Annotated in this window: 18 protein-coding genes; 9 read left to right on the top strand and 9 right to left on the bottom strand. The window is 71.8% G+C overall.

Going from position 1 to position 18,969, the window contains the following annotated elements; genetic code table 11:
• Nucleotides 1-235 precede the first annotated feature (235 nt).
• The 6 genes from icmB to purH all read left to right on the top strand — a co-directional run bounded on the left by icmB (nucleotide 236) and on the right by purH (nucleotide 6,938).
• Nucleotides 236-640, top strand: coding sequence for a coenzyme B12-dependent isobutyryl CoA mutase small subunit (gene icmB, locus BJY16_RS12045; RefSeq protein WP_185039544.1), 405 nt, complete (start codon nucleotides 236-238; stop codon nucleotides 638-640).
• 476 nt (nucleotides 641-1,116) lie between these two features.
• Nucleotides 1,117-2,295, top strand: coding sequence for an ADP-forming succinate--CoA ligase subunit beta (gene sucC, locus BJY16_RS12050; protein WP_185039545.1), 1,179 nt, complete (start codon nucleotides 1,117-1,119; stop codon nucleotides 2,293-2,295).
• Between the two features lie 4 nt (nucleotides 2,296-2,299).
• Nucleotides 2,300-3,181: a succinate--CoA ligase subunit alpha gene (sucD, locus tag BJY16_RS12055; RefSeq protein WP_185039546.1), complete on the top strand. Its 882-nt coding sequence runs from the start codon at nucleotides 2,300-2,302 to the stop codon at nucleotides 3,179-3,181.
• 106 nt (nucleotides 3,182-3,287) lie between these two features.
• Nucleotides 3,288-4,703: a cell division protein PerM gene (locus BJY16_RS12060; protein WP_239177601.1), complete on the top strand. Its 1,416-nt coding sequence runs from the start codon at nucleotides 3,288-3,290 to the stop codon at nucleotides 4,701-4,703.
• A 58-nt stretch (nucleotides 4,704-4,761) separates the two neighbouring features.
• A complete protein-coding gene (gene purN / locus BJY16_RS12065; RefSeq protein WP_185039547.1) occupies nucleotides 4,762-5,379 on the top strand; it encodes a phosphoribosylglycinamide formyltransferase in 618 nt (205 codons plus the stop codon).
• Nucleotides 5,376-6,938: a bifunctional phosphoribosylaminoimidazolecarboxamide formyltransferase/IMP cyclohydrolase gene (purH, locus tag BJY16_RS12070; protein ID WP_185039548.1), complete on the top strand. Its 1,563-nt coding sequence runs from the start codon at nucleotides 5,376-5,378 to the stop codon at nucleotides 6,936-6,938. The genes purN and purH overlap by 4 nt, the downstream gene beginning before the upstream one ends.
• 172 nt (nucleotides 6,939-7,110) lie before the next feature.
• On the opposite strand, the gene BJY16_RS12075 is transcribed toward purH, so the two are convergent.
• Nucleotides 7,111-7,707 carry a hypothetical protein gene (locus BJY16_RS12075; protein WP_185039549.1) on the bottom strand — a complete coding sequence of 199 codons (597 nt, stop codon included), beginning with the start codon at nucleotides 7,705-7,707 and terminating at the stop codon, nucleotides 7,111-7,113.
• A 112-nt stretch (nucleotides 7,708-7,819) separates the two neighbouring features.
• Between BJY16_RS12075 and BJY16_RS12080 the strand changes: the two genes are divergently transcribed.
• A complete protein-coding gene (locus BJY16_RS12080; RefSeq protein WP_185039550.1) occupies nucleotides 7,820-9,034 on the top strand; it encodes an NADP-dependent isocitrate dehydrogenase in 1,215 nt (404 codons plus the stop codon).
• An 891-nt stretch (nucleotides 9,035-9,925) separates the two neighbouring features.
• On the opposite strand, the gene galT is transcribed toward BJY16_RS12080, so the two are convergent.
• The 4 genes from galT to BJY16_RS12100 all read right to left on the bottom strand — a co-directional run bounded on the left by galT (nucleotide 9,926) and on the right by BJY16_RS12100 (nucleotide 13,728).
• A complete protein-coding gene (galT, locus tag BJY16_RS12085; protein WP_185039551.1) occupies nucleotides 9,926-11,020 on the bottom strand; it encodes a galactose-1-phosphate uridylyltransferase in 1,095 nt (364 codons plus the stop codon).
• Nucleotides 11,017-11,793: a DeoR/GlpR family DNA-binding transcription regulator gene (locus tag BJY16_RS12090; protein WP_185039552.1), complete on the bottom strand. Its 777-nt coding sequence runs from the start codon at nucleotides 11,791-11,793 to the stop codon at nucleotides 11,017-11,019. The genes galT and BJY16_RS12090 overlap by 4 nt, the downstream gene beginning before the upstream one ends.
• A 91-nt stretch (nucleotides 11,794-11,884) precedes the next feature.
• Complete coding sequence (locus BJY16_RS12095; protein WP_185039553.1) at nucleotides 11,885-12,799, bottom strand: glycosyltransferase family 2 protein; 915 nt, start codon at nucleotides 12,797-12,799, stop codon at nucleotides 11,885-11,887.
• Nucleotides 12,796-13,728 carry a sulfotransferase family protein gene (locus BJY16_RS12100; RefSeq protein WP_185039554.1) on the bottom strand — a complete coding sequence of 311 codons (933 nt, stop codon included), beginning with the start codon at nucleotides 13,726-13,728 and terminating at the stop codon, nucleotides 12,796-12,798. The genes BJY16_RS12095 and BJY16_RS12100 overlap by 4 nt, the downstream gene beginning before the upstream one ends.
• 62 nt (nucleotides 13,729-13,790) lie before the next feature.
• Between BJY16_RS12100 and BJY16_RS12105 the strand changes: the two genes are divergently transcribed.
• Nucleotides 13,791-14,705 carry a WecB/TagA/CpsF family glycosyltransferase gene (locus BJY16_RS12105; protein WP_185039555.1) on the top strand — a complete coding sequence of 305 codons (915 nt, stop codon included), beginning with the start codon at nucleotides 13,791-13,793 and terminating at the stop codon, nucleotides 14,703-14,705.
• 65 nt (nucleotides 14,706-14,770) lie between these two features.
• Here the strand turns inward: BJY16_RS12105 and BJY16_RS12110 are convergent, their stop codons facing one another.
• Entirely contained in the window at nucleotides 14,771-15,298 is a 528-nt protein-coding gene (locus BJY16_RS12110) for a DUF4262 domain-containing protein (protein WP_203759099.1), read from the bottom strand.
• Nucleotides 15,299-15,397: 99 nt separating this feature from the next.
• On the opposite strand from BJY16_RS12110, the gene BJY16_RS12115 reads away from it, so the two are divergent.
• A complete protein-coding gene (locus tag BJY16_RS12115) occupies nucleotides 15,398-15,766 on the top strand; it encodes a VOC family protein (protein ID WP_185039556.1) in 369 nt (122 codons plus the stop codon).
• Here the strand turns inward: BJY16_RS12115 and BJY16_RS12120 are convergent.
• From BJY16_RS12120 to BJY16_RS12130, 3 genes are read right to left on the bottom strand one after another with little or no spacing between them, the layout of a single operon-like run.
• Nucleotides 15,756-16,751 carry a glycosyl hydrolase gene (locus BJY16_RS12120; RefSeq protein WP_185039557.1) on the bottom strand — a complete coding sequence of 332 codons (996 nt, stop codon included), beginning with the start codon at nucleotides 16,749-16,751 and terminating at the stop codon, nucleotides 15,756-15,758. The genes BJY16_RS12115 and BJY16_RS12120 overlap by 11 nt on opposite strands.
• The gene (locus BJY16_RS12125) at nucleotides 16,744-17,481 is read right to left on the bottom strand and encodes a class I SAM-dependent methyltransferase (RefSeq protein ID WP_185039558.1); all 738 of its coding nucleotides are present in this window, start codon (nucleotides 17,479-17,481) and stop codon (nucleotides 16,744-16,746) included. The genes BJY16_RS12120 and BJY16_RS12125 overlap by 8 nt, the downstream gene beginning before the upstream one ends.
• Nucleotides 17,478-18,899, bottom strand: coding sequence for a lipopolysaccharide biosynthesis protein (locus BJY16_RS12130; protein ID WP_185046406.1), 1,422 nt, complete (start codon nucleotides 18,897-18,899; stop codon nucleotides 17,478-17,480). The genes BJY16_RS12125 and BJY16_RS12130 overlap by 4 nt, the downstream gene beginning before the upstream one ends.
• Nucleotides 18,900-18,969: the final 70 nt, after the last annotated feature.

The raw sequence follows: 18,969 nt of genomic DNA on the forward strand, positions 1-18,969 counted from the left end.
GCGCCATTTTCGTGACAGTTCCACGCCGGTATTGATCAGCTATTGTCCGAATTGGTTACCTTTCCTTAGGGGGAGATTAGCGACGGTGTGTGATCACCTATAAAACGGAAAGTAATGTGACCGGGCTAACCATTACCTGGCCGTGTCGTGGCCGGAGGCGCTGTCCGGGGCCCGGGGGCTCGGGTTACCGTTCGTTCAGGTGGGACGTCGAGGTCCCCGGTGTGGAGGGGTCAGCATGCAAGCACGGATCAGGGTCGTCGTCGCCAAGCCCGGGCTGGACGGGCACGACCGGGGAGCCAAGGTGGTCGCCCGGGCGCTCCGCGACGCCGGCATGGAAGTCGTCTACACCGGGCTGCACCAGACGCCCGAGCAGATCGTCGAGACCGCGATCCAGGAGGACGCGGACGCGGTCGGCCTGTCGATCCTCTCCGGGGCGCACATGACGTTGTTCCGCCGCGTGATGGAACTGTTGGCGGAGCGTGATGCCGCGGACATCGTGGTATTCGGCGGCGGCATCATTCCGGAGGACGACATCACGGAATTGGAATCACTCGGCGTAGCCAAGGTATTCACGCCGGGTGCGACCACGGCATCCATCATCGAATGGGTCCGCGCCAATGTGGGGACCCAGGTCGGCTGAGCCGGAGCCGGCAAACAGAAAAAGGGAGAGGCCGGACGCACCCCTCACACGTCCGGCCCCTCTATGCGCGATGCCCCGCCGCCACCCCTCGACCGACAGGGCATCGGCCGTTCTCATCCGCGGGCCCGTGTAGCACCTCGCTGACATCACACTCAACGACGCCCTTCTCGGCGGGGTTACGCGTGCATCCATGACTTTTTCCGACCAGTTGCCGGGCAGTCACTCCGGTCACTCGGCGCACGGCCGTGCCAACCGTCCCGGAGCTGCGATTTCGTCCCTCTGGTGTGTGGTCTTGCACACCGTGTACCCGCGCGGGCACAGAGCCCGTTTAGGTCGCTAGTCTGCGGATGACGGCCATTTGGGTGGCCGGACGATCCTCACGCTGGCGGCGCCGCTGCGACGCGCCGCGCACACAACAGGTCGGGACGCAATGGTGCGGCTTGCCGGCGCTTGGCGTCGCGAGCGAAAGGAGACACGTGGACCTGTTCGAGTATCAGGGGCGCGACCTGTTCGAACGGCACGGGCTGCCCGTGCTGGGCGGCGGTGTCGCCGAGACCCCGCAGGAGGCCCGGGCGATCGCCGAGCGGCTGGGCGGCAAGGTCGTCGTCAAGGCGCAGGTCAAGGTCGGCGGCCGGGGCAAGGCCGGCGGCGTCAAGCTGGCCGACGGCGCGGACGAGGCCGAGGCGCGCGCCACCGACATCCTGGGCATGGACATCAAGGGCCACACGGTCCACAAGGTGATGCTGGCCGAGACGGCCGACATCAAGGAGGAGTACTACTTCTCCTACCTGCTCGACCGCGCGAACCGGACCTTCCTCTGCATCGCCAGCGTGGCCGGCGGTATGGAGATCGAGACGGTCGCCGAGGAGGACCCGGAGCGGGTCGCCAAGATCGCGATCGACGCGAGCAAGGGCGTGGACGAGGCGACGGCGCGGGAGATCGTCACCGCCGCCAAGTTCCCGGCCGACGTCGCCGACCAGGTCGTCGACATCGCGGTGAAGCTGTGGCAGGCGTTCGTCGCCGAGGACGCCCTGCTGGTCGAGGTCAACCCGCTGGCCAAGGTGGGCGACGGCCGGGTGCTGGCGCTGGACGCCAAGGTCACGCTGGACGAGAACGCCGGCTTCCGGCACCCCGACCACGAGGCGCTCGAGGACAAGTCCGCGGTCGACCCGATCGAGCAGGCGGCCAAGGCCAAGAACCTCAACTACGTCAAGCTCGACGGCGAGGTCGGCATCATCGGCAACGGCGCGGGCCTGGTCATGTCGACCCTGGACGTGGTGGCGTACGCGGGTGAGCGGCACGGCGGCGTCAAGCCGGCCAACTTCCTCGACATCGGCGGTGGCGCGAGCGCCCAGGTGATGGCGAACGGCCTGGAGATCGTCCTCGGCGACCCGTCGGTGAAGTCGGTCTTCGTGAACGTCTTCGGCGGCATCACCGCCTGTGACGCGGTGGCCAACGGCATCATCCAGGCGCTGGCCCTGCTCGCCGAGCGCGGCGAGACGGTGACCAAGCCGCTGGTCGTGCGGCTGGACGGCAACAACGCCGAGGCCGGTCGGGCCATCCTCGACGGCGCCAACAACCCGCTCGTCACGCGGGTCGACACGATGGACGGAGCGGCAGAGAAGGCCGCCGAGCTCGCGGCTGCGGGGAAGTGAACTAATGGCTATCTGGCTCACCAAGGACTCCAAGGTCATCGTCCAGGGCATCACCGGTGGTGAGGGCTCCAAGCACACCAAGCGGATGCTCGCCGCGGGCACCCAGGTGGTCGGCGGCGTGAACCCGCGCAAGGCCGGCACCAAGGTGGACTTCGACGGCACCGAGCTGCCGGTGTTCGCCACGGTCGCCGAGGCGATCAAGGAGACCGGCGCGGACGTATCGGTGATCTTCGTGCCGCCGGCGTTCACCAAGGCCGCGGTGGTCGAGGCGATCGACGCCGAGATCCCGCTCGCCGTGGTGATCACCGAGGGCGTCCCGGTGCAGGACTCGGCGTCCTTCTGGGCGTACAACGTGGCCAAGGGGCAGAAGACCCGGATCATCGGCCCGAACTGCCCGGGCATCGCCTCGCCGGGCGCGTCGAACGCCGGCATCATCCCGGCCGACATCACCCCGCAGGGCCGGATCGGCCTGGTCAGCAAGAGCGGCACGCTGACCTACCAGCTGATGTACGAGCTCCGCGAGTTCGGCTTCTCCACGGCGGTGGGCATCGGTGGTGACCCGATCATCGGCACCACGCACATCGACGCGCTGAAGGCCTTCCAGGAGGACCCGGAGACCGACGCGATCGTCATGATCGGTGAGATCGGTGGCGACGCCGAGGAGCGGGCCGCCGAGTTCATCAAGGCGAACGTGACCAAGCCGGTGGTCGGCTACATCGCCGGCTTCACCGCCCCGCCCGGCAAGACCATGGGTCACGCCGGCGCGATCATCTCCGGCTCGGCCGGCACCGCCGACGCGAAGAAGGCGGCGCTCGAGGCGGCCGGCGTCAAGGTCGGCAAGACGCCGAGCGAGACCGCGCAGCTCATGCGCGAGGTCATGAGCTGAGCACAGCACGGACGGCGCGCCGTCGATCAGGTCGATGCGACCCGATCGGCGGCGCGCCGCTGTTTCTGCATCGCCGTGAGCGTCGCGGCGTGACAAGGTAGTCGCGATGTCCAGCACAACCGACCGTCCCGGCGGCTCGGAAGACCCGTTCGCGGTCGCCGAGGCGCTGCAATCCGTGGTGCGGGACACCGAGCCACTGGACGTCGCGCCGGACCGGGACGAGGAGAACCGGGACACCGTCGTCGTCGACGAGGCGATGCTCGGCCGCCGGGAGACCGTCCGGGTCCCCGCCCCGCGCCGTCCCGAGCCGCGCCGCGGTGCGCCGCTGCCGGTGGCGGTGCTCTTCGCCACGCTCTGGGCCGCGCTGCTCACCTACGTGCCGGTCGCCGCGGTGCTCGGGCTGGCCCGCACGCTGGAGGGCGCCGGCGGGCTGCTCGGCGCGGCCCGGGCCGGGGCGGCCGCCTGGTTGCTCGGGCACGGCGTGCCGATCGGCACCTCGCTCGGCCCGCTCGGGCTGGCCCCGCTGCTGCTCACCGGGCTGGTGGTGTGGCGGCTGAACCGGGCCGGGCTGCACGTCACCCGGGCGATCGGGGCGCGGGGTTCCGGCTCGATCGGGTCGGCGCTGCTGGTGGCCACGGGCGTCGCGGTGGCGTACGCGGGAATCGGCGCCCTGACCGCCCAGCTGACCGACGGCCGCGGCACCCAGGTCTCCACCGCGAACGCCGCGGTGCACTTCCTGCTCGTCGGCCTGTGCGGGGCGCTGATCGGCGCGCTGCGCGGCAGCGACGCGGTGACCACGCTGGCCCGCCGGGTCCCGCCGGTGCTCCGGCACGGGGTGCGCACCGGCCTGGTCGGGGCCTTCTTGATGGTCGGCGCCGGCGCCGCGGTCGGCGGCCTGTCGGTGGCGCTCGGCGGTGGCGACGCCGCGAAGATCCTCTCCGCCTATCACACCGGGGTGGCCGGCCAGGCCGGGATCACCCTGATCAGCGTGGCCTACGCGGCGAACGCGGCGATCTGGGCCACCGCCTACCTGCTGGGACCGGGTTTCGCGCTGGGCGTCGGCTCGGTGATCCGGCTGACCGAGTTCACCGTCGGTGACCTGCCCGCCGTGCCGCTGCTGGCCGGGCTGCCGGCCGGTCCGATCGGCGCGGCCGGCACGCTGCTGCTGATGCTCCCGGTGATCGCCGGCGGGGTGGCCGGCTGGGGCCTCACCCAGCGTCTGCGGTACGGCCGGGCGCACGCCTGGGGCCCGGGCCGCGGGTCCGGCGCGGACGGGCCGGAGCCGGCCTGGTCGCTGCTGGTCGGCGCGAGCCTGCTGGCCGGGCCGGTGGCCGGGCTGACCCTGGCCGCGCTGGCCTGGGCCTCCGGTGGACCGGTCGGCGGCGGCCGGCTGGCCGAGATCGGGCCGTCCGCCTCGCAGGTGGGGCTGGTGACCTCGATCGTCGCCGCGATCGCGGTGCTGGCGGGCGCTTCCGCGGCCCGCGCCTTCCACCCGCCGCGCCGCCCGAAAGGCCGCAAGTAACCGCCTCCCGCGCCGCCCCGAAGGCCGGAGATAACCGCTGCCCGGATAGGGTGCACGGGTGACTGAGCCCGCGCCCGCCCGCCTGGTCGTCCTGATCTCCGGGTCCGGCAGCAACCTGCAAGCCCTGCTCGAAGCCACCCGCGACCCGGCGTACGGCGCCGAGGTGGTCGCGGTCGGCGCGGACCGGGACGGCATCGCCGGTCTGGACATCGCCGCCGCCGCCGGGATCCCCACCTTCGTGGACTCGGTGAAGGCCTACCCGACCCGGGACGACTGGGATGCCGCGCTCACCGGGCACGTCGCCGCCCACCGCCCGGACCTGGTGATCTCGGCCGGCTTCCTGAAACTGGTCGGCAAGCAGTTCCTGGACGCGTTCGGCGACCGCTACATCAACACGCACAACGCGCTGCTGCCCGCCTTCCCCGGCATCCACGGCCCGCGCGACGCGCTCGCCTACGGCGTGAAGCTGGCCGGCGCGACCCTCTTCTTCGTCGACGCCGGTGTCGACACCGGACCGATCATCGCCCAGGTCAGCGTCCCCGTGCTCGACGACGACACGGAGGAGACGCTGACCGAGCGGATCAAGGTGGCCGAGCGGGCCCAGCTGGTCGAGTTCGTCGGCCGCCTGGTCCGGGACGGCTGGACCATTCAAGACAGGAAGGTACGGATTCCGTGAGTTCCGAAGGTCTGCGGCCGATCAAGCGGGCGCTGCTGAGCGTGTGGGACAAGGCGGGGATCGTCGAACTCGCCCAGGCCCTGCACGCCGCCGGGGTGGAGATCGTCTCGACCGGCTCCACCGCGTCGACCGTGGAGAAATCCGGTGTGCCGGTGACCCGGGTGGAGGATCTGACCGGCTTCCCGGAGATCCTCAGCGACCGGGTCAAGACCCTGCACCCGAAGGTGCACGGTGGTCTGCTCGCCGACCTGCGGCTGGAGAGCCACGTGGCGGAGCTGGCCGAGCACGGCATCGAGCCGTTCGACCTGCTGGTCAGCAGCCTCTACCCGTTCTCCGAGACGGTCGCCTCGGGGGCCGGCGAGGAGGAGTGCATCGCCAAGATCGACATTGGCGGCCCGGCCATGGTCCGCGCGGCGGCGAAGAACCACGCGTCGGTCGCGGTCGTCGTCTCCACCGAGGGTTACCCGCTGATCCGCGAGGCGATCGAGAACGGCGGCTTCACCCTGGCCCAGCGCAAGGTCCTGGCCGCCCGCGCCTTCGCCGAGATCGCTGAGTACGACGTCGCGGTCGCCGAGTGGACCGCGCAGGAGCTGGCCCCGGACGAGCAGTGGTGGCCGCGGTTCGCCGGCCTCGCCCTGCGCCGCTCGGCGGTGCTCCGCTACGGCGAGAACCCGCACCAGAAAGCGGCCCTTTACACCGACCCGTCGGCCGCGCCCGGGCTCGCCCAGGCGGAACAGTTGCACGGCAAGGAGATGTCGTACAACAACTACGTCGACGCCGACGCGGCCTGGCGCAGCGCCAACGACTTCACCGACCCGTGCGTGGCGATCATCAAGCACGCCAACCCGTGTGGCATCGCGATCGGCGCGGACGTGGCCGAGGCACACCGCAAGGCGCACGAGTGCGACCCGGTCTCCGCGTTCGGCGGCGTGATCGCGGTCAACCGCGAGGTCACCGTCGAGCTGGCGCGCCAGGTCGCGGAAATCTTCACCGAGGTGATCGTGGCGCCGTCCTACGCGCCCGAGGCACTGGAGATCCTCCGGGAGAAGAAGAACCTGCGGCTGCTGGCCGCCCCGGCCTGGAACCCGCCGCCAGTCGAGTTCAAGCAGGTCGGGGGTGGCCTGCTGGTGCAGACCCCGGACCGGATCGACGCCGACGGCGACGACCCGGCGAACTGGACCCTGGCCACCGGCCCGGCCGCCTCCGCCGAGGTGCTGAACGACCTGGTCTTCGCCTGGCGGGCGATCCGCAGCGTGAAGAGCAACGCGATCCTGCTGGCCAGCGACGGCGCCACGGTCGGCGTCGGGATGGGCCAGGTCAACCGGGTCGACTCGGCGAAGCTGGCGGTCGACCGGGCCGGCGCCGAGCGGGCGGCCGGCAGCGTGGCCGCCTCGGACGCGTTCTTCCCGTTCCCCGACGGCCTCGAGGTGCTGATCGCGGCCGGCGTCAAGGCGGTCGTCCAGCCGGGCGGCTCGATCCGCGACAACCTGGTGATCGAGGCCGCCGAAAAAGCCGGCCTGACCGTCTACCTCACCGGCACCCGGCACTTCTACCATTGAGGTTCGCTTTCCGGCGCCGGACCGCTCGCGGTCCGGCGCCGCTTGCTTTTTCGGTACGCCCTCAGCGCGCGTGGCGGCCCGGCGTCGCTTGTCTTTTCCCGGTACGCCTCAGCTCGCGTGGCGGCCGGTGACGAGCGGCGCTCGCGGCGTACCGAAAGTGTCTGATCGTGAATCAACCGGCGACCGTGACCGCCGTGACCAGCGCGCCCACGCTGAACGCCGCGCCGACCAGCACGCAGGCGAGCACCCGCCGCCGCTCGGCGGGATCGGCCGTCACCACCGGCTCGCCTCGGCGGAAGCTCGGGCCGTCCAGCGAGGCGGAGATCACTCCGATGATCGGGATGGCGATCAGCGCGAACCCGGCCCAGCGCAGCCCGTCCGCGAAGCCGGCCGCGCCCAGACCGGACAGCCCGGCCTCGATCCGCTCGCCGCGGCCGGGCAGGAACGGCGCCATCGGCACGAGCAGCAGCAACGGGGGGATGCCGAGCCAGATGCGGCGCAGGCCGAGGGCGAGGGCGGCCGCGAGCCAGATCGGCAGGTGCGTGAAAGCCCAGGCGGCGGCCGCCATGGCCGGATCCGGGCCGCCGGTCAGGTCGCGGGCCAGGCCGAGCACCATGGCCTTGAGGTGCTCGCCGGTCACCACGTAGAAGGCGACGACGGCCAGCGCCGCTGCGAACACGGCGACGAAGCGCAACACTGGGAAGAGCGTCGCGAAGCGGTCACCACCGTGTCGGGGCCGGTATCGCTGATCGGCACGCGGGCTCTTCATGGCCTGGGATGGTAGAGGCAGATCACCAGTTCGGGGCCGCCCGGCGATCTTCAGTGGGCGGGCAGTACGCTCGTACTGCTAAGCATGTGTTTCGGGAGAGGAGCGCCGGCCGATGGCGAAAATCAAGGTCAAGAACCCGGTCGTGGAGATCGACGGCGACGAGATGACCCGGATCATCTGGAAGCAGATCCGTGAGCAGCTGATCCTGCCCTACCTCGACGTCAACCTCGAGTACTACGACCTCGGGATCCAGTACCGGGACGAGACCGACGACCAGGTGACGATCGACTCGGCCAACGCCATCAAGCGGCACGGCGTCGGCGTCAAGTGCGCCACGATCACCCCGGATGAGGCGCGGGTCCAGGAGTTCGGCCTGAAGAAGATGTGGCGGTCGCCGAACGGCACCATCCGCAACATCCTCGGCGGTGTCGTCTTCCGCGAGCCGATCATTCTGAAGAACGTACCCCGGCTGGTGCCGAGCTGGACCAAGCCGATCATCATCGGCCGTCACGCGCACGGTGACCAGTACAAGGCCTCCGACTTCGTCGCGCCCAGCAAGGGCAAGATGACCGTCACCTTCACCCCGGAGGACGGGTCGGAGCCGATCGAGATGCACGTGGCCGACTTCCCGGCCGGCGGCGTCGGCATGGCGATGTACAACTTCGACGAGTCGATCCGCGACTTCGCGCGCGCCTCGTTCCGGTACGGCCTGGCCCGCAACTACCCGGTCTACCTGTCCACCAAGAACACCATCCTGAAGGCCTACGACGGCCGCTTCAAGGACCTGTTCGCGGAGATCTTCGAGACCGAGTTCGCCTCTGACTTCGCCGCCGCGGGGATCACCTACGAGCACCGGCTGATCGACGACATGGTCGCGGCCGCGCTCAAGTGGGAGGGTGGCTACGTCTGGGCCTGCAAGAACTACGACGGTGACGTGCAGTCCGACACCGTCGCGCAGGGCTTCGGCTCGCTCGGCCTGATGACGTCGGTGCTGATGACCCCGGACGGCCAGACCGTCGAGGCGGAGGCCGCGCACGGCACGGTCACCCGGCACTACCGGCAGTGGCAGAAGGGCGAGAAGACCTCGACCAACCCGATCGCGTCGATCTTCGCGTGGACGGGCGGGCTCAAGCACCGCGGCAAGCTGGATGGGACGCCGGAGGTCACCCAGTTCGCCGAGACGCTGGAGCGGGTCTGCATCGAGACCGTCGAGGGCGGTCAGATGACCAAGGACCTGGCCCTGCTGATCAGCAAGGACGCGCCGTGGCTCACCACGGACGAGTTCATGAACGCGCTCGACGAGAACCTGGCGCGCAAGCTCGCCTGATCTCGCATCGCGGAGAACGCCCGTCGGCCTGCTGGCCGGCGGGCGTTTCCCGTGCGGTCCACCGGTCCCTTCGCGATGCGCTCGCTCGGTCCGTCCCGGGTGTGCTCGCTTGGTGCCGTCCCGTGCGCTCGCTTGGTTCCTTCCGGGTGCGCTCGCTTGGTCCCTTCGGGGTGCGCTCGCTTGGTCCCGTTTCCTGCGCTTGCTTGGTCCCTTCCCGGGCGCCGACCGGTTTCCTGACGCCCGCCCGACCGTTCCGGTGTGCGCGCTGGTCCTGCGGAGTGGGGCGAGCCGATAAGCGAACGGGTGACTTCGCAAAACGGATGTTTTACCTCGTAACCGCTGGGTACAAGGGTTCGTTTGTCTCAGTGGTGCGGGTGGTGGGCTTGGGTACGCCGCTCGCCGTCCCCTTCAGCGGGGGCCTTGTCCCGGGCCCCCGCTGGTCCCTTTTCCGCCGCCCGCACCCCCCAGCGGATCCGGGTCCGCCCGTCGCTCCCGGTCCCGGGCCGGCCCTCAGGGTTTTCGAGACGGTCGAGACACCCCGAAAAGCCAGCCGACGACCATCCCCGCTGCCGCGATCTCCGCTCGCCCGTTCGCGGATCTTTTCGGGGTACGACCGGCAGCGCTGTGGCGGCCGGCCCGCGAGGTCCGCCCTGGGCACGGCCGTGGCGCGTGTCGTGCGGGTCCGCTCCGCCTGGGGTCGCTTCGCCTGGATCCGCTTTGCCCTGGGTTGCTTTGCCCGGGGTCGCTTCGGCCCCACCGCCGCAACTCTCCCAGCCCACCCACCCAGGGGGCCGCCCTGAGGACAGTCTGGCGGAAGAGCGCGGGCTTCGGCGGGCGGCCTGTGGACAGCCGCCCGCTGTGGATGAGCGGTATCGGTGGGCCGGCTCCGTGCTAGATGGCGTCGCGGAGCATCTGGGCGGCTTTTTCCGGAACCACGTCGCTGACGAAGGCGCCCATCGCGGACTCCGAGCCGGCCAGGAACTTCAGCTTGTCGGCGGCGCGGCGGATGCTGAACACCTGCAGGTGCAGGTAGCCCAGCTCGCGGCCCTCGCCGACGACCGCCTGGTGCCAGGCGGAGATGTACGGCATCGGCTTGCCGAACAGGCCGTCGAAGCGGCGCAGCACCTCCAGGTAGAGCGGGCCGAACGCGTCGCGCTCCTCGTCGGTCAGCGCGGGCAGGTCGGCGACCTGCCGGTGCGGGGCCAGCTGCACCTCGAACGGCCAGCGGGCGGCGGCCGGCACGTACGCCGTCCAGTGCTCGTTGGCGGTGATCACCCGCACCTTCGCCTCCTGCTCGGCGGCGAGCACGTCGGCGTAGAGGTTGCGGCCGCCGGTCTTCTCGGCGTGCTTGCGGGCGGCCCGCAGCATGGCCGCGGTGCGCGGCGGCACCGTCGGGTACGCGTAGATCTGCCCGTGCGGGTGGTGCAGCGTCACGCCGATCTCGACGCCCCGGTTCTCGAACGGGAAGACCTGGGCGACGCCCGGCAGCCCGGACATCTCGGCGGTCCGGTCGGCGAGCGCGTCGATCACGGTGCGCACCCGGGCCGGCGACAGCGCGCCGAACGAGCTGTTGTGGTCGCTGGTGAAGCAGACCACCTCGCAGCGGCCCAGCCCGGGGCGGACCGGCACCATGTCGGTCAGCTCGGTGATCTCCCCGCCGGGCACCTCGCGGTAGCTGAACGAGGGGAACTGGTTCTCGAAGACCACCACGTCGTAGTCCGGCGCCGGGATCTCGCTGGCGAACGACGCGGTCGTCGGGCAGAGCGGGCAGGCGTCGGACGGCGGCAGGAAGGTGCGGGTCTGCCGGTGCGCGGCGACCGCGACCCACTCGTCGACCAGCGGGTCGTAGCGCAGCTGCGAGGCCGGCGGTGGCGGCGGCAGCTCCCGGGTGTCCTGGTACTCCGCCCGGCCGGAGTCCGGTTTCTCGTCGAAGTAGATGAGTTCGCGGCCGTCGGAGAGGTTGACGGCGGAGCGGACGAGGGTCACTGCGGGTTCACCACCACGAGCTCGGGGACGGTTTCGGAGAGCAGGGAACGCGTGGCGGCGTCCACGCCGTCGTCGGTGATCAGCACGTCGGCGCGCTGCAACGGCACGATCGAGGAGATGCCGACGGTGCCCCACTTGGTGCTGTCGGCGAGCACGACCAGCCGCTCCGCCGCCTCCACCAGGGCCCGGTTGACGTCCGCCTCCATCAGGTTGGGCGTGGTGTAGCCGGCCCGCTCGCTCATCCCGTGCACGCCGAGGAAGAGCACGTCCAGGTGCAGGGTGCCGATCGCGGCCACCGCCACCGGGCCGACCAAAGCGTCGGACGGGGTGCGGGTGCCGCCGGTGAGCACCACGGTCTGGTCGGGCCGGCCGGCCCGGTAGAACACGTCGGCGACCGGGATCGAGTTGGTCACCACGGTCAGCGAGGGCACGTCGACCAGCAGCTGGGCGAGCCCGGCCGTGGTGGTGCCGGCGGACAGCGCGATGGCGTCGCCCGGGGAGACCAGGGCGGCCGCGCGGGCCGCGATCGCGGCTTTCTCGTCGCGCTGGCGCACCGACTTGGCGGCGAACCCCGGCTCGTGTGCGGATCCGGGGCTGACCGTGGTCGCGCCGCCGTGTACTTTCGCCAGCAAACCTCGGTCGGCGAGCGCCTCCAGGTCGCGGCGGATGGTCATGTCGGAGACGCCGTACTCGGCGGCCAGCTCGCTGACCCGGACGCCTCCGGTGGCGCGGACCCGGTCGAGGATCGCGGCTTGGCGTTGCTGTGCCAGCATCAGCAAACCACCATCATCAGCCGTAGATTCCGCACGAATTCAAACACACTTGAACAGTACCGCGTGATCGGGTGTGCGCGAAAGAGTGACTTCAGATACCTCGGCCACGCTTGTGCAGCGCTGAAAGGACGTTCTCCACTTTGACCGCCCCGGTCATCGCCGCGAGGGCGATCGCGGTCCGCGGCTCCTTCCAGTTCGCCCGCACCGCCTCCTTGCTGAACTGCCACGCCTGACTGCGGTTGCCGGTCGCCGCCGACCAGCAGGCGAGCTGCCCGTACACCCGGGCGGCGCCGGGCCGGCAGCCACTGATCTCCGGGTGCCGCTGCATCATCCAGCGCAGCGAGGAGATCTTGGTGGCGTACTCGTAGGCGTAGTGCGAACTGCGCCCCCAGAGCACCTGCACCAGCGGCTCGTCCAGATGCACGATCGGCGTCCGGCGGGCGGCCCTGAGCAGAAGGTCCCAATCCTCGTTCTGGCTGCCCGGGGCGTCCTCGGCGACCAGGCCCATGGCGTCCTCGGCGAGCGCCTCCCGGCGGATCAGGAACGACGACGAGTGCAGCATCGCCATCCGGGACCGGGCCAGGTCGTCGACCGTCACCCGGCTGCGCCCGGCCAGCCGGGGCGTGGTGTGCCCCTCGAACTCCACCTCGATCGCGCAGGTGGCGAACTCGGCGTCCGGCTCGGCCAGCAGTGCGGCCACCTGGCGGCGCAGCTTGTCCGGCAGCCAGCGGTCGTCGTCGTCGCAGAACGCCACCAGCTCGGTGTCCAGGGCCAGGACCCCGGTGTTCCGGGCCCCGGCCAGGCCGGCGGGCCGCCAGTTGGTCAGGACCAGCACCGGTACGTCCTCGGTGCAGGCCAGCGAGAAGTCCGGCTCGGTCTGGTCGTAGACCACGATCACCTTGAGCTCGCCCGGGTACCGCTGCTCGCGGACCGCGGCGATCGACCGGCGGACCAGTTCCGGGCGGTTCCGGGTGGGGATGACGACCCCGACCGACGGCCAGTTCATCGCGCCTCCTGTGGGTTCAGCGGGTAGCCGTACGCGCGCAGCATCGGCCCGCACACCGCGCCGACCAGGCGGCGCTGACCGGCCGGCAGCGAGCGCATCCAGGCGTCGTCGTGGCGCAGCGGCAGGCGGCCGACGGTGAAGCGCATCGGGTTGCCCGCCGCGCTGTGCCCGACCCGCAGGTCGGCGTGGCCGGGCCGGAGGAAGTCCAGGTCGGTGGGGTGCAGGGTGAGCCCGGCGAAGTCGGCCAGCCGGATCAGCGCGGCCCGCGGATCGGCCAGGAACTCCTCGTAACGGATCCGGCGGACCGGCACGCCGCGGCGGGCGAGCAGGCCGAACGCGGCGTTGTGCGCGTTCCACAGCAGCGCCGAGCGGCCGGGGGAGTAGCGGGTCATCTCCTGCGCGCCGTCGGTCTCCGGGCGGGCCACCCGCTTGGTCCACGAGTACGCCACCCCGCGCGCGTCCCGGACCACGTGCACCACCTTGAGGTCGATGTCGCCGGCCGCGCGCAGCACGTGGGCCAGGGCGGAGTGTTTCGACGAGTCGACCACCAGCCGGGCGCCGGAGATCTCGGCCGCCGCGGTGTAGATCCGCGAGTAGTAGCCGGCGTATTCCCGGACGTCGGCGGCGGGCGTGCCGGAGGCGGCCAGCCGGGGGATGTGCCGGGTCCGCTCGACCGCGTCGCGCAGCGCGTGCACCCGGTCGACATCCACGTTCGCCCAGCCGTCGAAGGCGTGCTTGCCGACCTGCTGCCAGAACGCGCAGGCCGAGAAGCGCTCGCCGCAGCCACAGCGCTCGTCGTCGCGCAGGTCGCGCTGCCAGAGGTGGACGACCTCGCCGAGCGCGCAGACGCCGGGCAGTTCGCCGAGCAGACGTTCGACGAGTGTGGTGCCGCTTCGCCCCAATCCGCCCAGAAATAGCACTTGTGCCACTTTGGCCCGCCTTCGATCGTTTCGCTCTGGTAACGAGTGAAGCAGGCAAAAGGAGGCGTCAGGTGGTTATCGAGGCTTTCGACCGCGTGCAGCTGGACGGCACGGGGATCGACCGGATCACCGAGGACGAGGTGGTCGCGGTGGTCCGGGACGCGCTGTCCCGGGGCCGTGGCGGCCGGATCATCACCCCCAACGTCGACATCCTGCGGCGCGCGTCGACCGATCCGGAGGCGCGCCGGCACTTGAACGACGCCGACCTGATCGTGGCCGACGGGATGCCGCTGATCTGGGCCAGCCGGCTGGGCGGGGCGCCGCTGCCCGAACGGGTGGCCGGCAGCAGCCTGATCTGGACCCTCTCCGAGGGGCTGGGCCGGGACGAGCGCTCGGTCTTCGTGATCGGCGGCACGCCGGCGCCCCGGGCCTGGAACGCCGAGCCGGAGCGCGCGGTGCTGAACGGGCCCACCGTCGAGGTGCCGATCGTCGGGCGGCGGCGGGGCACGGCCGGCACCGCGGTCGCCGGCGCGGTCACCGTGCGCGAGGTGCGGGCCTCCGGCGCGGTGCGCGCGGCCGTGCGGCTCGCCGCGGCCAGCCCGGGGCTGCGGATCGCCGGGGCGGTCAGCCCGCCCTTCGGTTTCGAGCGGGACGAGGCGTCTTACGCCGAGGTGTGCGAGCAGGTCGCGGATGCCCGGCCGGACCTGGTCTTCGTCGGCCTCGGATTCCCCAAGCAGGAGCTGGTCATCGAGCGGCTGCGCGGGCTGCTGCCGGCGACCTGGTTCGTCGGGTGCGGGGCGGCGGTCAATTTCGTCGCCGGCGACGTGCACCGGGCGCCGCGCTGGATGCAGCGCACCGGCCTGGAGTGGGCGCACCGGCTGGGCACCGAGCCGCGCCGGCTGGCCGGCCGCTATCTGCGGCACGACGCCCCTTATGCCCTGCGGCTGCTGGCTCGCGCACCCCGCCGCCGCACCCGGCGCGGCTGAGCCGCGGGCGGTCACCGGCTGGTCCGGCCACGCCGCCGCACCCGGCGCGGCTGAGGTGCGGGCGGTCATCGGCTGGTCCGGCCGCGCCGGCCGAGCGGGCCGGCCAGGCTGCGCGGCGCGTGGCAGCGCGGCACGGTGACCGGCGGGGCGTCGATCAGCGGCTGCCGGTACTCCTCCGCCGGGTAGGCCGGCTGCCAGGGGAAGTGGTCCGCCGGGTCGGGCCAGACCAGCTGCTGCAGGCGGACCCGGCGCTGCCCGTACCGCGCCAGGGCGGCGCCCGGCCACAGCTCGGCGGTGGGCGAGCCGGCCAGGATCACCACGTCCTGGTCGACGATCAGGTCGGCCACCCGGCGGCCGTGCCGGAACCGGGCGCCCTCCTCGTGCACCCGGCCGGCCACCTCGTTGAGCAGCTGGTGGCCGAGGTCCGGTGGCAGCCCCGCGATGATCAGCTCGGGATGGCCGTCGGCGGTCAGGCCGACCGTGTAGGCGAACGGGACGGCGTCCGGCGGGTCCTCCTCGGAGGGCAGCACGTGCACCACGGCCCAGCCGAACTGCTGGATGATCTCGGTCTGCTCGCTGAAGAAGTCGGACATGGGACCCCCCTCGAAAGACGACTGAGGCCCACTATGGAACACGTGTACGACACTTTTCGCGCGATGCAAACCGTACGTACGTACTGTTAGAATGCCGCCATGCGCATCGTCGGTCTGCATCATGTCCAACTGCTCACCCCGCCCGGCGGCGAAGCCGTCGCGCGGGCCTTCTACAGCGGCGTCCTCGGCATGGCCGAGGTGGTGAAACCGCCGGTGCTGGCGGCCCGCGGCGGCTGCTGGTTCCGGGGCGGCGGCTGGGAGGTGCACCTCAGCCCGGTGGACGGCTTCGTCCCGGCCACCAAGGCCCACCCGGGCGTACTGATCGAGGACCTGGACGACCTCGCCGAGACGCTGCGAGCCGCCGGCCACCCGGTCGAGTGGGATCCCCACTTCCCGGGTCACCGGCGGCTCTACTCGGCGGACGGCCACGGCAACCGCCTGGAGTTCCTGGAGCGGCTCAGGGGTTGAAGTAGGGATCCTTGACCAGCGAGTGGAACGCGCCGAAGGCCGCCTCGTCGCCGGTGAGCTGGAACTGCTGGTTGGGACCGTTGCCCTCGGGGTCGGACTCGAAGTAGGCGACCGCCTTGATCTGCCGGTTCGCCTTGAAGGTGCGTTCCGCGTCGCGCAGCCAGGCGGCCCGGTTCGCCGAGCCCCACGCCTTGGCCACCCCGAACTCGCCGATGATGATCGGTTTCGGGCGCTGGGCGGCCCACTGCAGGAACGGTCCCATCAGCTCGCCGATCGGCTGGAAGTCCGCTCCGGCGTAGACGTCGACGCAGGTCCAGTCGACCTGGTCGTCGCCCGGGTAGAAGTCGGGGGCCTCGCCGCGCTGGAACCCCTCGGCGGTCGGGCACCACACCCAGGAGACGTTGTCCGCGCGCTCCTTGCGGAAGATCGCCCGGACGTACTTCCAGGCCGCGATGTAGTCGGCGCCGGACCACATGGTGGCCCGCAGGTTCGGCCGGTCCATCTCCCAGCGCATCCGCAGCAGCACCGGGCGCTTGATCTTCCGGATCCGCCGGGCCTGCTGCGCGATCAGCCGGTCGTGCTCGCCGTCCAGGATGGACCGGTTGTCGCCGGTCGCCCAGCTGATCATCAGGGATTGTCCCTGTGCCAGGAACTCCTGGTCCGAGGCGGTACCGACCAGCTGGTCGAAACGCCGGTAGGTGTTCAGGATGTCCAGCCGCCGGCCCAGTGAGCTCTCCAGCGAGTCGACCGCGGCCAGCCGGCCCACGTGGGTCAGCTCGTCCGGTTTGATCCAGGCGCCGACGTACGCTCCCTTCGCCGGCGGCGCGAACGGCCCGGCGGCGAACGGGCCGTCCTGCACCGCGACCGCCGGCGGCCGCGCGGAGAGGTCCGGCGCGGGTGGTGGCGCGGGTTTCTCCCGCTCGCCGGTGCAGGCCGCGGAGAGCAGCAGCACGGCGAGGAACGTCCCGAGCAGTCCCTTACGCATGGACCCGCCGGGCGGTGTAGAGCACGTTCACCGCGTACCCGTCGGTGCCGGGCAGGCGCCGCGCCGCGGCGTCGGCGAGCCGGGCCAGCCGGTGGTCGTGCAGCGACGGGGTGAGCATCGAGAAGCCCCGCCGTTCCACGATCTCGAAGCCGTGCCGGTCGAGCAGCGCGGCCACCTCCTCGTGGGACAGCTCGGCGAACCAGCGCTCCCCGTGGTGCCGCCGGGCCCGCAGGTGCCGCACCGATCCGGCGTTGCCGTGGTTCTCCACCACCAGCACCCCGGAGCCGCGGTGCGGGAGCGCCTTCGCGGCGAACGCCAGCGCCCGGTCGCGGACCGTCTCGTCCACGTTGAGCAGCAGCCGGAACACCGTCACGATCGCCGGGAAACCGGCCGCCACCGGGGCCGGGACCGGGCCGTCGACGGCCACCCGGTGCCAGTACGCCCGGGAGCCGACCTCGGCCGCCTTCGCCATCATCTCGGCCGACGTGTCGTAGCCGTGCGCCTCGCGGACCAGCCCGTGCAGGGTCCGGATGGCCCGCCCGGTGCCGCAGGCGAAGTCGTGGTGGACCGGCGGGTGGTGGCCCTCGAACTCGCGGCGGACCAGCTCGCGCAGGTAGTCACGCTGCCGGTCGTTGATCTTCGACGCGTAACTGTCCGGCGCGTAGGTCACCGACTCGTATTTCTCCACCGCCTCGGTGTCCCGGAACACCTGCGTGTAGTCGCTGGTCAACTCGCCTCCTGAGGGTTTCGTCGGGTGAACGCGCCGAGTTCGAGCCGGTCGCGCAGCAGCCAGGCGCCGGCCGCGAAGGCCGGAGTGGCGACCGCGACGGCCAGCGCCAGGCCGGCCGGGCCGTCCCCGGCGAGGGCGGTCACCGCCCGCGGCAGCAGGCCGAAGCAGCCGATCGCGAGCAGCGCCGCGGCCCGGGTGCCCGGGCCGAACGGGTGCAGACGGGCGCCGCGGTACACCTGGACCAGCGGCAGCAGATTGTTGGCGAGCATCGCGCCGGCCAGCCCCGCGGCCGCGCCCAGCGCGCCCCACCGGGGAATCAACAGCACGTCCAGGCCGATCGTGACGGCCAGCGCGACCAGCACGTTGCCGAGGTTGACCGAGGTGCGCCCGGCCATCGCCAGCACCATGTCGACCATGCCGCAGCCGGTGGCGACCAGCATCGCGACGGCCAGCAGCCGGACCACCGGCGTGCCGGCGGTGTAGGCGTCGCCGAACAGCCGCAGGTAGGCCGGCGCGAACAGGATCACCAGCAGGCAGATCGGCCAGGTGACCAGCACCAGCCAGCCGGTGGCCACCTGGTAGAGCCGGTTCGCGGTGACCCGGTCGCCGGTGCTCAGCGCCTCGGCCAGCCGGGGCTGCACGGACTGCGAGATGCCCTGGTTGGCGAACTGGATCAGGATCACGAACCGGCCGGCGACGGCGTAGACCGCGGCCGCGCCGAGCCCGCCGAGCGCGGCGACCAGCAGCACGTCCACCCGTTGCAGGGCCAGCTGGGCCACCGCGGCCACCGCGCGCGGGCCGGTGAACAGCCAGAAGTCGCGGCGCAGGGCGCGGCGTTCGGCCCGGCGGCTGGTCGCGCCCGGGGGACGTCCGGCCAGGTAGATCCGGCGCAGGGCGAGCCCGGCGAGCACCGCGGCCGGCAGGTAGGGCAGGGCCCAGGCCAGCGCGAAACCGGGCAGCGAGGCGAACCACAGCGCCGCGGCGCCGACCGCGAGCAGCTGCAGGACGTTGCGCAGCACCCGGTCCACCAGCACGGTCGGGCGCATCGAGCGATACCCGCGGGTGGCGGTGAGCAGGGTGTCGGTGAGCACCTGCAGCGGAAGGAGGAACGCCAGCGTCCGCAGCGTGTCGTTCGGCGCGGCGAACCCCAGCACCGCCGCCAGGACCAGCGACAACCCGACCACCGGGACGAGTCCGGTGCGCAGGCAGGCGCCGAGCAGGTGGCTGCCGCCGGTGGTCCGCAGCCGGGCCGGCCAGTAGACCAGGCCGGTGCCGGTGCCCAGCTTGGCCAGGCCGCCGGCCAGCACGAACGCGGCGGTGGCGGAGAAGAACGCGCCCGCCTCGGCCTGACCGAGGCGGCGCGCGACGATCCAGGTGACCACCACGCCGACACCGCCGGCCAGCGCCGATCCGGCCATGTTGGCCAGTCCGCCGCGGGCCGCGCCGCGCGTCCCCTTGGCGGAGTCCGGCGCGAGCACCCCTCCCAGC

The sequence above is a fragment of the Actinoplanes octamycinicus genome (genome assembly GCF_014205225.1).
Taxonomy (GTDB): domain Bacteria; phylum Actinomycetota; class Actinomycetes; order Mycobacteriales; family Micromonosporaceae; genus Actinoplanes; species Actinoplanes octamycinicus.

Bases quoted from the DNA above. Each gene is read 5' to 3' on its own strand.
- BJY16_RS12110 (WP_203759099.1), bottom strand. From the start codon at position 15,298: ATGTCCGACTTCTTCAGCGAGCAGACCGAGATCATCCAGCAGTTCGGC.
- BJY16_RS12075 (WP_185039549.1), bottom strand. From the start codon at position 7,707: ATGAAGAGCCCGCGTGCCGATCAGCGATACCGGCCCCGACACGGTGGT.
- BJY16_RS12080 (WP_185039550.1), top strand. From the start codon at position 7,820: ATGGCGAAAATCAAGGTCAAGAACCCGGTCGTGGAGATCGACGGCGAC.
- BJY16_RS12115 (WP_185039556.1), top strand. From the start codon at position 15,398: ATGCGCATCGTCGGTCTGCATCATGTCCAACTGCTCACCCCGCCCGGC.
- BJY16_RS12130 (WP_185046406.1), bottom strand. From the start codon at position 18,899: ATGGCCGGATCGGCGCTGGCCGGCGGTGTCGGCGTGGTGGTCACCTGG.
- BJY16_RS12095 (WP_185039553.1), bottom strand. From the start codon at position 12,799: ATGAACTGGCCGTCGGTCGGGGTCGTCATCCCCACCCGGAACCGCCCG.
- sucD (WP_185039546.1), top strand. From the start codon at position 2,300: ATGGCTATCTGGCTCACCAAGGACTCCAAGGTCATCGTCCAGGGCATC.
- BJY16_RS12090 (WP_185039552.1), bottom strand. From the start codon at position 11,793: ATGCTGGCACAGCAACGCCAAGCCGCGATCCTCGACCGGGTCCGCGCC.
- BJY16_RS12120 (WP_185039557.1), bottom strand. From the start codon at position 16,751: ATGCGTAAGGGACTGCTCGGGACGTTCCTCGCCGTGCTGCTGCTCTCC.
- icmB (WP_185039544.1), top strand. From the start codon at position 236: ATGCAAGCACGGATCAGGGTCGTCGTCGCCAAGCCCGGGCTGGACGGG.
- BJY16_RS12060 (WP_239177601.1), top strand. From the start codon at position 3,288: ATGTCCAGCACAACCGACCGTCCCGGCGGCTCGGAAGACCCGTTCGCG.